Annotated in this window: 9 protein-coding genes; 2 read left to right on the forward strand and 7 right to left on the reverse strand. The window is 44.4% G+C overall.

The window, feature by feature from the left end; all coding sequences use genetic code 11:
- Window positions 1-16: 16 nt before the first annotated feature.
- The 4 genes from H1230_RS22510 to H1230_RS22525 form a co-directional block, all read right to left on the reverse strand.
- Window positions 17-1,216: a saccharopine dehydrogenase family protein gene (locus H1230_RS22510; protein ID WP_239712104.1), complete on the reverse strand. Its 1,200-nt coding sequence runs from the start codon at window positions 1,214-1,216 to the stop codon at window positions 17-19.
- 555 nt (window positions 1,217-1,771) lie between these two features.
- Entirely contained in the window at window positions 1,772-2,737 is a 966-nt protein-coding gene (locus H1230_RS22515; protein WP_239712105.1) for an NAD(P)H-dependent flavin oxidoreductase, read from the reverse strand.
- Between the two features lie 132 nt (window positions 2,738-2,869).
- A complete protein-coding gene (locus H1230_RS22520) occupies window positions 2,870-4,840 on the reverse strand; it encodes an ABC transporter ATP-binding protein/permease (RefSeq protein WP_239712106.1) in 1,971 nt (656 codons plus the stop codon).
- Window positions 4,841-4,940: 100 nt separating this feature from the next.
- Entirely contained in the window at window positions 4,941-5,759 is an 819-nt protein-coding gene (locus H1230_RS22525) for a helix-turn-helix transcriptional regulator (protein WP_239712107.1), read from the reverse strand.
- Window positions 5,760-5,914: 155 nt separating this feature from the next.
- On the opposite strand from H1230_RS22525, the gene H1230_RS22530 reads away from it, so the two are divergent.
- Both H1230_RS22530 and H1230_RS22535 read left to right on the forward strand, forming a co-directional pair.
- Complete coding sequence (locus tag H1230_RS22530; RefSeq protein WP_239712108.1) at window positions 5,915-7,612, forward strand: acyltransferase; 1,698 nt, start codon at window positions 5,915-5,917, stop codon at window positions 7,610-7,612.
- A 215-nt stretch (window positions 7,613-7,827) separates the two neighbouring features.
- Window positions 7,828-9,708: an LTA synthase family protein gene (locus H1230_RS22535; protein WP_239712109.1), complete on the forward strand. Its 1,881-nt coding sequence runs from the start codon at window positions 7,828-7,830 to the stop codon at window positions 9,706-9,708.
- A gap of 89 nt (window positions 9,709-9,797) precedes the next feature.
- On the opposite strand, the gene H1230_RS31750 is transcribed toward H1230_RS22535, so the two are convergent.
- The 3 genes from H1230_RS31750 to H1230_RS22545 form a co-directional block, all read right to left on the reverse strand.
- Window positions 9,798-9,932, reverse strand: coding sequence for an ATP-dependent Clp protease proteolytic subunit (locus H1230_RS31750; protein WP_481857184.1), 135 nt, complete (start codon window positions 9,930-9,932; stop codon window positions 9,798-9,800).
- Window positions 9,933-9,999: 67 nt separating this feature from the next.
- On the reverse strand, window positions 10,000-11,922 hold the full coding sequence (locus tag H1230_RS22540) for a methyl-accepting chemotaxis protein (RefSeq protein ID WP_239712110.1): 1,923 nt from the start codon (window positions 11,920-11,922) through the stop codon (window positions 10,000-10,002).
- Window positions 11,923-12,411: 489 nt separating this feature from the next.
- On the reverse strand, window positions 12,412-13,194 hold the full coding sequence (locus tag H1230_RS22545) for a glucosamine-6-phosphate deaminase (RefSeq protein WP_239712111.1): 783 nt from the start codon (window positions 13,192-13,194) through the stop codon (window positions 12,412-12,414).
- Between the last annotated feature and the right edge of the window lie 11 nt (window positions 13,195-13,205).

A 13,205-nucleotide genomic window follows, 5' to 3' on the forward strand; every position in this document is an offset into this window, starting at 1 on the left:
ATCCATACTCAAAGCCCTAATCTAGCAGCGTTGGCGAGAAATCTTCTTGCCAAGGGAGCCCTTGTTTATTCAATTCTTCCATGAATGGATCTGGATTAAATTCTTCAACGTTGTACACGCCGGGTTTTTTCCAGATTCCTTTTATAATTAACATAGCCCCGATCATCGCAGGAACACCAGTGGTATAGGAAATGGCTTGGGAACCTACCTCTGCATAACACTCTTCATGATCGCACACATTGTATACATAATAAGTTTTAGGTTGGCCGTCTTTGGTGCCTTGGATAATACAGCCTATGTTTGTTTTGCCTTTAGTTCTTGGTCCCAGGGAAGCTGGGTCAGGCAGAATAGCCTTCAAGAACTGCAAAGGAACAATCTCTTTGCCTTCATACATGATCGGCTCAATAGAAGTCATACCCACATTCTCAAGCACCTTCAGGTGATTCAGATAATTCTGTGAGAAAGTCATCCAGAATCTAATCTTCTTCACACCTTTGATGTTAACAGACAAGGACTCCAATTCTTCATGGTACAAAAGATAAATATCTTTAGGACCAATCTCCGGCAGATCGTATACTTTTTTCTCAGTAAGCGGTTCAGTTTCAATCCACTCGCCATTCTCGAAATAACGGCCATTGGCAGTAATCTCACGAATATTGATTTCTGGGTTGAAATTGGTCGCAAACGGATAACCGTGATCACCTGCATTGGCATCCACAATATCAATAGTATGGATCTCATCAAAATAATGTTTTTGTGCGTAAGCCGTGAACACACCCGTAACACCAGGGTCAAAGCCGCTGCCGAGCAATGCGGTAATACCCGCCTTCTCGAATCTTTCTTTATAAGCCCACTGCCAGGAATATTCAAATTTAGCTGTATCCTGTGGTTCGTAGTTAGCTGTATCCACATAGTGAACTCCCGTTGCCAGGCAAGCATCCATAATAGTCAGGTCCTGATATGGGAGAGCGACATTAATAACGACATCCGGCTGGAAGCTCTTGATCAGTTCAATGACCTCATCCGTATTATCAGCATCAAGCTGAGCAGTAGAAATCTTCGTGCGGCCACCGGCCAATTTATCTTTCAGAGCATCACATTTCGCCAACGTCCGGCTAGCAATACAGATCTCTTCAAATACATCAGGGTTCTGGCAACATTTATGAACAACCACGCTGGATACGCCGCCAGCGCCAATAATTAACGCTTTTCCCAAAATTAAAACCTCCTAAAGTTTTGTTAGCATATGCTACTCAAGAAATTACTTCGCAAAACTACTTCGTAAGCATTATCTAAAGTTTTGTTAGCATATGCTTCTTGTGAATACTTCGCAAAACCCGCATCGTAAGCAGAGTCTGAAATTCCATTTGCAAAATCAACAAGGCTGATTATACAGAAAAAATTTCAATAAATCAATAAAAAACGACAAAAAATGATATTCCTTGTGTAAATTCTTCTTATTTTCCTGTTAATACTCTGATATGCATGAAAATACACTGGAATCCTTTGTTTTTCACTTGTTTATTCGTTAATCTTTAGTTTGTAAAGCAGTTCATTAGGGAGCACATTATCGTAGACTAGGACAACTAGGCTATTGTAACACAGCAGAGATAGACTTCATACGAAATATTCAAAAATCGTTTGAGTTGCTCTCCCAAGACTAAACTCATCCAATTAGTATCCACCAAATTTCTCGGATTATGATATACAAAAAAACACTGAAAGGACATCGCTGTCGTCTCAGTGTTTATATTCTTTTGCAGAGTGAACGCTAGCCTACTGGAATAGCCGCTCTTTGATATTCCTGCATTATATTATCGATGATTTGCTGCACAGGCAAAATCTCTTTAATCTCATGCACTCTGGACCCGGCAAACACCAAGCCATTGTGTACATCCCCTCGAAGTGAGGTGAGCAAGGATTCCATCGTACAGAAACGATGTGAACACACTTTAAGACAATCGTTGCACTTGGCTATTCTGACTTTGGCATCATTGCTGAGTAGATCGGTGAACTCATTTCTAATCGCTCTGCCCAGCAGCCCTACAGAAGATTTCACCAAGACTGTATCGCCTTGCTGAGCATCTACGTACCTCTGTTTGAAGGACAAGGGCGCATCACATTCATTACTAGCCACAAACCGGGTACCCATCTGCACACCGGAAGCACCAATTCGCAGTGCTTTGGCCACATCTTCTCCAGTCAAAATACCTCCAGCAGCAATTACCGGAATATTAACCGCCTCTACCACTTCAGGCAGAATATCAAACATAGATCTGTCAGTGCCCAGATGTCCACCAGCTTCAAAGCCTTCTACCACGACTGCCGAAGCACCCAGTTTGGCGGAGATTCGAGCAAGCTTGGCCGATGAAACAATGGAAATCACCGGTGTGCCATGCTCTTTCCCCCAAGCGTACATATCTCTGGAAATTCCGGCTCCTGAAATAATGAAATCCACTTTTTCTTCCAAAGCAGCTTTCATCTTCTCGGCAAAGTCTTTCATCGCAAACAATACGTTCACGCCGATATATCCAATGCCTTTAGAGAGCTCTCTTGATTCTCGAATGTGTCTTCTAAGTTCCTCAGTGGAAATACCTGTCCCGGAAATCGTTCCTATTCCACCAGATTTTGCAACAGCAGCGGCAAGACCACTAAGGGAAATACCCACACCCATACCACCTTGAATAATAGGAACCCTGGATTTAATACGTCCAAATTGTATGCTAGGAAAATTCAATAAAGCACCTCTTCACTGTTTGTATGGACCTTTAATTGATAGAACTCGAAATAGAGTTACAGCCTCAAAGATACCACAGTGGAAACATTGCTGATATGACTCAACGCATGCTGGACAATGTATTTTTACCCATTATTCGTAGCGCAGAGATTCCATCGGGTCTAATTTAGCTGCTCTAGAGGAAGGCAACACTCCGGCAATCACACTGATTAATGTACTGACGACTAGGCCAAACAGCATGTATTGCGGGGTTAGCAGAATCAGTTCAACGCCGAAGCTATCGACCAGAACATTGTTTAAGATAAGACTGAGTCCCCAAGCAGCGGCAACAGCGATTACACCACTGAATAAGCCCAATAGTGCAGACTCTGAGAAGAAAATTCGGCGAATGTCTTTCTTTCGGGCACCGATTGCCCGCAAAATCCCGATTTCTCTGGTCCGTTCCACAACGCTAATATTGAGAACCACTAGAATCATTATGCCCGATACCAACAAAGAAATTCCCGCGATTCCAGATAATAACCAGGAAGCCATTTTCAAATAAGTCGTAACCCGTTCCATAATACTGGCTATTGGAGAGCTAGTGAATCCTGCTTTTCCTACTGCAGCTTTAATTCCCTCGACATCATTGATATTTGCTGCATACGCATTTAATTGACTGGGTTGTAAGCTTAAAGATTGTTTACTAAAGGCCTTATCCAGAGTTGCATAGGCAAGATACGCGTTAGATCCACTTATAGGACCTCGGTCGGCCTGCTCATAGATACCTGATACAACTAGTTCTGCAGCAACGGAAACCGGTTGATTCTGTGCATTCATTTCATTAATATATAAGTTTACTTTTTTCCCCACAAGTGATGTATAGGTAGCTTCAGAACTCAATTTCTTGGCAAAATCGGCTGTCAGCAGCACCTCATTCTCAGCAGGCAGTGCTCCTTGCTTGATATCCGCTGCTTTAATGGAATCGGTTATGGTTCCAAGTGACGAGAGCTCTTGGCTCTTATCATTGAAGACAACGTTGCTCTTCCCTGTGATTGTCGTTACCTTTTCGACTCTATCCACATTTTTTATGCTGCTAATCACATCGTAATCCTGCTCAGTAAGTGGCTCGGTTGCTGTTTGTTGATTAGGACCCCGGTTTTCCATTTTCGCTCCGCCCTCAACAGGTGCCTGCTTCACCACATCCACCAGCAGCGGATTCAAGCTTGAATTGATTTCATTATTCAAATAACTGGTTACACCATTACCTAAGGACAGCATTAGAATCACACTTAGAATTCCAATCGCTCCACCTGTAGCCACAAGAATATTCCGCTTCGCATTCAAGGTCATATTATCGATAGCCAGTTTAAAAGAAGCGGCAAAACTTAAATTTTTACCTTTTTTCTCTTCCGTCTCTTTTACAGCCAGATAACGCTCTTTCAAATGCTGTTCTTCTTTAATACAGCCATCTTCCACCGAGACAATCCGGCTCCCAAAGTTCGCTACTCTCTGCGAATGGGTGACTGTAATAATAAGCACGCCTTTTTTCGCAATCGAATCCAGTAGTTCAAGGATTTGTTCACTGGTGTCCTGATCGAGCGACCCTGTAGGTTCATCTGCCAGAATAATGTCCGGATCATTTGATAACGCTCTGGCTATGGCTACACGCTGTTTCTGCCCCCCAGACAACTGGTTAGGTCGTTTATGCAGGTGATCCTTCAAGCCAATTTCCGTCAGAATTTCCTTCGCACGTGTTGTCCGTTCCTTCATACTGCTATCCGTCATTTGCATGGCAATCATCACATTATCAAGCACGGACAAATGAGGAATCAGATTAAAGCTTTGAAAAATAAAGCCGATTTTATCTTTTCTATAGGCATCAATTTCCATTTCCTTCATGCCTCTAAGCGTCTTCCCCTGTACAATTACATCGCCCTCGTAATCAGAGTCCATCCCGCCAATAATATTCATTAAGGTTGATTTGCCCGAACCAGATTCTCCTAGAATGGAGACAAATTCACCACTTTCAAACTCCAGATTCACTTCTCTAAGCACTGACACCTTTTCTTTTCCAGCAATCCGATATGATTTATTCAGGTGTTTGATTTCTAATAACTTCATAACTACTCCTCCAGCTCCTATTATCTATCTATCTCTTCTATTAACTGCATAGTAACACTCTTATATGTACTGAGAGTGAACTGAAGCAATATTCTCGTTGCTAGGAATGGCGTAAAGCTGTCGGCGGAACGCCGCTGTGCTGCTTAAAGCTTTTGCTGAAATGAAATTCATCGCTGTAGCCGCAGCTCTGGGCAATTTCTTTCATATTTAGACTGGTGTACAACAGCTGCTTCTTGGCATGCTCATGGCGAATCTCACTTAAATAGGCTTTAGGGCTCTTATGAAGGTACTGTTGAAACAGGCTTCGCAAATACGAGGTGGATATCTTATAGCGTTCAGCCAGCTCTAGAAACCTAAGAGGCTCCCCATAATCCCTTTCCAGCTCGTCCTTTACCTGTAGGAACAGGTCATAACCTAACCCTCTATCTACCTTGGCAGATTCATTGGTTTGCAGCATTTTATACAAGAGCTCATACAGAAGCGCCTTGGTCCTTAGGTCACTGGCAAACTGTCCAGGCACCCAAAGTCTAGTAAGTTTTTTAAATAAATCATCATATTGATCCGCTAGTTCTTCCTCGGGTTTCAACATAAATGGTAACGGCAGCGGGCCTAGTGGACTGAGCTCCATTTGATCAGGAGTAGCCTTTGAAGTGCTGAACAGCGATACTAGCACCATTGTAATACGCAGAGGATAGTATCGATGGGATTCCATCTCCATCTGAAGACCCGGCTGTAAATAAAAAAGTGTCCCTGCCTCTACGCTGATTTCTTTCTCTGTCCAAAAGGTTCCTTTCCCCTCGTGAATCCAGTAAAAGCTATGAACATTAATGTTATGGCGGTTATCCTTCCAGTCCGGCAATGTACGTTTATCATGAATCCAGTCAATCTGAATGGCGAGATCTTGCATGTTTTCCTTCATGGCAGGCTCCTCTAATCTATTCAAATACAGATGAGTAGAGCATAGAAGTCAGAAGCGTTTTTGACAAGCTATTCGTATTCATATTGCCATGTTTATTCCTTAGTATGGCTGATAAACTAAAGAACAAAATCGAACCGTAACAGAGGAGACTCTATATGACAGAACAAGATCAACCCCACTTTCAAGAACTGGATTATATGCCCTGGATTGAAAAAACAGCTCAGAACAAGGCGGATCAGACCCTTTATCAACAACAGCTTGTTGCCAAATATACATGTTGCTTCGGGGAAGACAGTTTCGTGTCACCACAAGCGGTGATTTTTCCGGATAAGCTGCAGATGGGGGACCGCAGTTATATTGCCGGGGGAGCACTAATCCGCAATACTACGCTTACTATGGGCAAAGATTGTTCTATTAATAGTTACTGTGTTATCACTGGGACAATCACGATCGGCGACGGTGTAAGAATTGCTTCGCATGTCAGTATGTATGGATTTAATCATGGTCACGCATCTACTCAGATCCCTATTTTTCAACAGCCTTCAACTTCTATGGGGATTAAGATCGGGGATGATGTGTGGATTGGAGCCCATTCGGTCATTGTTGACGGAGTACATATTGGTGCTCACAGCATCATAGCGGCAGGATCAATAGTAACAAAGGATGTTGCTGCTTATAGTGTAATTGGGGGGAATCCGGCCAAACTTATTCGCAGCAGACTTTCAGTTGAACCTGGGTCACACTTATCTGAGAAGCTGGAGGAGCCCGCATTGAACGAACAAACCTTGTTACAAAAATTGCAGTCCTTCGGCGAGCAGGCTCGCCAACAGTTAGTTCCTTTACTCCAACATTATTCAGTAGCTAGTGGACACGAAATATTTTTTCAGGATCAGCAGCCGAATTTCAAACGAACGGTTCGAGCGTATTGTGATGCTGTCGAGATTGCAGCCATGTTCGGCAGCTTGCCACCCGGTTGGACCCGTGAGGAACTAATTGCTAAACTACAAAGCTTTCAGGATGTCGCAACAGGTCTGCTGCCTGATCCCTGGTCTCCACCCGCACCAGAGATTTATAAACCAGAGCTGCTGTCGGATCATCTTGCTCGCTATCATCTGCTGGCTGTAGGTTATGCTCTCGAAGTACTTGGGGATTCCTTGCTCCATCCCGTTCAGGTTATTGAGCAGATGAGCGCAGAAACATTATTTCAGCACTTGGATGCGATGCCTTGGAGCCATGATGCCTGGGGCTGTGGGGATTGGATTGACTGCTACGCAACGGGAATCTATCATAATCTGCAGCATTTCAGCTCCCGGAAACGCCCTGATGATCTATTTGGCTGGCTGCAGACGCATTGCGATGAACACTCTGGCCTATGGGGTTCCCCTAGCGCAGAAGACGGCTGGCTGCAGCCCGTTAACGGATTTTATCGGCTGACTCGCGCTACTTACGCTCAATTTGGCATTCCTTTGCCCTACCCAGAGCAGGCTATCGATACTATTCTTGCCCACAGCCGGAATCGCAAGTTCTTCGGAGAGAACCGCTTGAACGCCTGCAACATCCTTGATGTAGCCCATCCTTTATGGCTTTGTCTGAAGCAGACCGATTACCGTAAAGCGGAAATCATCGACTGGGCGGAAAGTCAGCTTAAAGTGATCCTTAACAACTGGGTCAACGAGCGAGGTTTTAGCTTTCATTTGACGCAGAAGCAGAATACAGGGCTGCAAGGAACGGAAATGTGGTTAAGTATTATCTACCTTTTGGCAGATATTTGTGGAATCAGTTATTGCCTGGGCTATCAGCCCAAAGGAGTGCATCGCACAGATTCGGCCTTTTCATTGATTTCTATAGCTTAATAATCACCTAATATTACACAGGCACGAGAGATGCCGATAATTCCCATTAAACTGTCATTTGCCGCCTTTTACTGCGTTATTTACTGCCTTTTTGCCTTTGACACATTACAACTTCCGGAGCATAATTACTTTCGGCGCATTTTTGAATTATAATGCAATATTGAAGGTACATCCGGTGTCTTCATGTGTTAGCGCAAAGGAGGATGGAAAAGTTTATGAAACAAAGATTTGATATAAGGAACAAACCTATTCTACTATTTAGCTTTATTTTGTTGTTAAAGAGTGCTGTGGCTTGGTTCGTCGTCTTTAGCGATGGTCCCACATGGAGCATGCTGCTTACCGAGATTCCATTCTTCATTGTCGTATTTGGCTTAATTGAATGGATGGCCACCAAGCGCAAGTTTCTGTATTACATGATCGCCAACCTGTTTATTACCCTGATTTATTTTGCCGTCCTCATGTATTACAAATATTATGGCGTCATCGTTACTTATCATGCTTTGGAGCAGGCTGGTAAAGTTACCCAAGTTGGAGAAAGCACCTATTCTCTGCTAGATCCCTATTATCTATTTATTTTCGTCGATATTGTTGTGTTTATGTGTTATATGTTCCGCCCCAAATACATCGCTACCTGGAAAGAACGTGGTGTTAACCGCCGCATGAATCGGCCAGCTTTGTTCGGGATCATCAGCGTATCGTTCGCGCTCTGCATGTTTAATATTTGGCCTAATCATGCCAGCATGAATGAGAATAAAAAAGCGGAAAGCATGGGGCTCCTGAGCTACGAGGTATATACCATCTTTGCGGATAGTACTGAAAATGAAGAAATCATCGATAGCAAGGATATCTCCCAAAGTTCCGTCAATGAGCTTAAAGGGATCACAGAGCCCGAGTCTCCACTGTACTGGGAAGCCGACAAAGGCAAGAATCTGATTGTAGTCCAAATGGAATCATTCCAGAACTTTCTAATCGGCCTTACCATTGACGGACAGGAAATTACCCCAAATATGAATAAACTGGTTAAGAATGAATATTATTTCGATAACTTCTATTCAAATGCCGGACAGGGAACAACCTCAGATGCGGAATTTGTGGTAAATACTTCACTCTATGTTCCTCATCATGAGGCAGCAACCTCTTCCAACTATATGGATAAAGCGCTGCCCAGCCTGCCGAAGCTGATGAAAGCAAATGGTTATCAAACGGCTACGTTCCATACAAACAGCGTAGAGTTCTGGAACCGTGTGGCCCTTTATAAAGCTATTGGTTTCGATAAATATTATGACCAGTCCTTCTATGGTGATGACGATCACATCGCTTTCGGTTCTTCTGACGAAATACTGTATGCCAAGACGGTTCCTGAACTTGCTAAACTAGATGCCCAAGCTGATCCCTTCTATGCTATGGTCATCTCCATGAGTGCGCATCATCCTTACCGTCTTCCAGAGTCCAAATTCAAAATAAAGCTGCCTGAGCGTTACGAAGGCACCTTGGTCGGCGACTATATTCAAGCCCAGAATTATGCCGATTATGCAATGGGACAATTTCTCGCTGATTTAAAAACCAGTGGATTATGGGACGACAGTGTAATCGCATTTTACGGTGATCATCAAGGATTGCCGCTCTATTCCCTTAGTGGCGCTGAAAAAGATCTTATGAAAGAAATGTTCGGCCGTGAGTATGGCTATACCGATATGTTCAACATTCCATTCGTAATCCACGCTCCGGGTGCGGTTCAACCTGTTAAGTTCAGCCAAACGGGCGGACAGGTCGATATTTTGCCAACGTTGGCTAATTTATTAGGGATTTCCGTCAAAGACCAGCTTCATTTCGGTGAAGACCTTCTTAACCAGAGTACCAATCTACTTCCTGTTAGACACTTTCTACCCACCGGGTCCTTCATCAACGATACGAGCATGTACTTGACCGGTATTTCTTACGAGGATGGAACCAACTACAACCTGACTGACAACTCAATCACCAAAGACGGTTCTACAAAGGCACAATTTAACGCTATTGATCGACTGCTGAATATGTCCAATAGTTATATTTTGCAGTTGCCGGATTTAGTGAAGGATGAAGCGAAAGACAAGTAGCTGTATCCAAATATTGAAACACCAAGAAACCTCTCCTTTGTCAAATGGAAGCACGAGCAGCCATTTGACAGGAGAGGTTTCTTGGTGCACTACATTCTCGTAATGATCTTGTCGATGATCCCATATTCCAGTGCATCCTGGGCAGACATGAAGTAACGCGCCTTCTTAGAAGCTCTGGCTTTTGCCCATGAACAGGGGCAGATTCCTGCATTGTTGGAGCTGATCTGGCAGGACGCAGTGGCACCGCAACCGAGATGAGGTTCGCAGCTTAAACAACCTTTTGCCTATCGATTAGGCTGTTGCTTCTGCATATTCCCGCTCAACTTCTTTCTCGACTTCCTTCTCAACTGTCTTCTCTACGGAAGGGGTCACTGCAGCGGGTTGAACGACAGTGGGCTGAGCGACAGTGGGTTCCTCAAAGGCAACCGTCTCCACCTCGTGCAGCTTAACAAGGTTCGGATTGGAAGCTGCTTCGACTGTTGGCTCTACCACTGTATCTTCATTGATCTTAAATATATTGATTTCCTGGAACAATTTTTGTGAAATTTCATTGATTTCCACAGCTTGTCGGGCAATATCGCGAATAGCAATATCCTGCTGCATACTGGAGGCGTTGACCTCCTGAACGCCCGCCGCCGTCTCCTCGGCAATGGCAGCAACGGAATGAACAGACTCGGCAAGTCTCGTATTCATCGTCTGGGTCATATCCACCTTATCGTGAATTTGTCCGATCTGTTTACTGATCTCGGCAATGGAGTGATCGATCGCCGCAAAAGAGGAAAGCGTCTCAGCCACCTTATGTTCCTGCTCTTCCAAATTCTCTTTCGTCTCCAGCATATTGCTCTGGAATTCAGCCATGCCTTTCTGCAATTCACTGATAATCTTGCTGATATGCACCGTTGAATCCTTCGTTTGGACGGACAATTGTCTAACCTCATCCGCAATCACGGCAAAGCCTTTGCCATAGGTTCCTGCTCTTGCCGCTTCAATCGCAGCATTCAGAGACAGAATATTCGTCTGCTGTGAGATTTCCGTAATGGAATTTGTAATTCTGGAGATATCCTTGGATTGCCCGACCAGCTTATTCAGAGCATTATAAACTTTGCCTACAGATTGACTGGACTGCTCAGATACTTCACGCAAAGCGATAACGGCTGCCGATCCTTGGCGGGTGTTCTGATTGGCTGTTTTGCTGGTCAACAACATAACCTCGGTATACTCCGTAATCTCATGAACCTCCCGTTCCAACTGCTGAATCAGGATCGCACTTTGTTCGGATTGTCCAGCCTGCTGCTCCGCGCCAACCGAAATCTCCTGTATGGTTCTTACAATATCCAGATTGGTATGAGCGGTAATGGATGAGGATTGTTGAAAAGAATCCGAGTACGAAGCCAGCGCTGAAGCAACAGACTGCGTTTGCTGGAGCATGGCTCGTACCCGCTCTACCATATGGTCAAAATGATGACTGAGCGTACCTAATTCATCGTTATAAGGTGAATTGATCTGCTGGCGCAAATCACCTTCAGAAATTTTGAGCAGCGCTGCCTGCAGTTTCTTGACGGGAGATAGAAAGGAACGGATTAGCATCCAGGCAATAATCAGTGTAAACAGAAATACGAAGCCCGCTGCGTATACTACAACAGAGGATGTACGATTTAAGAGTAGAAAGGAATAATCCTGCGCTTGCTGGGCGTTCTCGGCTGCCGCCGTATATAATTGCTCATTGGTCTTTAACATAGCTGTATTCAAAGCCAATGCCTTTGTATGCACGTCGTCAATTTGTTCCAAAACGGTCATCGGGTCCAGATTCTCATCTTCCATAGTCTTAACTAATTTATCAAAAAATCCTGTATACTCTCCTACCTGACTTCGTAAAAGCTCCAACTCCTTGGACTCTGATGAGTTCTCCTCAAATCCCAATTTGCTCAGCTCCGAAACCAGCTTCTTTTGCTTGTCCTTGAACGAATCGACGAACTCCAGATCACTGGATTCGGCAAGCGAAGTTTCCACACTATTTAATTCCTGCAGTTGCTGAGTGATCGTAGAAACGGTAATTCTTTTTTCCATTTCCGCCTTTTGCGTTTCCATCGAAACTTCAACCTGATTTATTTTATGACCCTGATAAAGGGCCACTCCCATGAAAAAGAGAGTGACAGCAGCGAAGCTGAATATCAGCTTCCATTTCATAGAAAGGTGTAAGAAGTTAACCTTCAAACGTATCATCCTCCATATAAGATCTCAAAATGCAATAGGTACTTTCTACCATTACCTTGATTGTAGAAGCCGGATATTAAATACTCTGCACAGTTTTGTATGAGAAACGTAAATATTATGTATTCAATTTGTGAACAATCTACAATCCTGCGTGATGCTGTACGTCAGCACCTCATCAAGGGTTCCGCGCCCTTAAGGCTTGATATTACTGGAATTAAACGCGGTGGAAATCCACCAGGTCGCTGGCTTGTTCACCGAATCCTTATGCCAGTATCAGGTTGCCAATCGTATAGGTACCAGCTGGCACAAATACGATCCCTTTTGCCTAATTTCCCATCGCTGTTCAATGAACGCCAAAAAATCCCACTTCCGAGTAGATGAAGGAGATGCTTATATTATATAAACCTCAAGATGGAGGTTACCCTTTGATTAAGACGCACAACTACGTAACGTCTGGCTTTCAGGCGTTACGCAATTGCTTGTTGTAGGTCAATCCGGTACTGAGCTCCCATACGAATCCTTGTCTATAAATAGCCTGCAGTCCGTATGTGTACGCAGGATAGTAGATGGGCAGTCCGTAGTGATCGGCTCACGTAGTGTACGGGCTACCGCGTTCTGTTTCGTACTGCCAGGCACCATGCAGAACAGCCATTTAGCTGATAGCAGTGTGGGGATCGTCAGCGTCAACGCTTGCAAGGGAACCGCGTCTAATGTTGCAAAACATCCGTCATTCACCTGCTGCCCCCGACAGGCAGAATCAAGCGTTACTGCCTTAACTAGCACGGGATCATGAAAATCGGCTACTGGCGGATCATTGAAGGCCAGATGTCCATTCTCTCCGATGCCCAGACAGACTATATCAATAGGCGCTTGGGCCAGCAATTCGCCGTAGCGCTTACATTCTCCATCGAGATCACCATCGGTCTGGATATAATGCACAACACCAGGCTGGACCCTGTCGAACAATCGCTCCCGGAGATATGTACCGAACAACTGTGGTGCTCCTGCTGGTAAACCAGTATATTCATCCATATGGAAGGCGGTGACTTTTGTCCAATCAATATCTGGGGCAAGTGCGAGCGTGTCGAGAAATTCATTCTGTGAAGGAGCAGCAGCAAATATAATTCTGACGCTTCGCTTGGAGGCTAACAATGCCCGAATGGCGATAGCTGCTTCCATTGCAGCGGCCTCTCCGAGCGCCTGCCTATTCGCATAGACGCGCACTAGCAGTGAATCGGCCATTTCCGTATGGATAGCTGTATCTTTGATCATGAGCATTGCCT

Source organism: Paenibacillus sp. 19GGS1-52 (assembly GCF_022369515.1).
Taxonomy (GTDB): domain Bacteria; phylum Bacillota; class Bacilli; order Paenibacillales; family Paenibacillaceae; genus Paenibacillus_AQ.

Coding starts and splice junctions, on each gene's coding strand:
- H1230_RS22545 (WP_239712111.1), bottom strand. CDS start 13,194: ATGATCAAAGATACAGCTATCCATACGGAAATGGCCGATTCACTGCTA.
- H1230_RS22530 (WP_239712108.1), top strand. CDS start 5,915: ATGACAGAACAAGATCAACCCCACTTTCAAGAACTGGATTATATGCCC.
- H1230_RS22520 (WP_239712106.1), bottom strand. CDS start 4,840: ATGAAGTTATTAGAAATCAAACACCTGAATAAATCATATCGGATTGCT.
- H1230_RS22525 (WP_239712107.1), bottom strand. CDS start 5,759: ATGAAGGAAAACATGCAAGATCTCGCCATTCAGATTGACTGGATTCAT.
- H1230_RS22535 (WP_239712109.1), top strand. CDS start 7,828: ATGAAACAAAGATTTGATATAAGGAACAAACCTATTCTACTATTTAGC.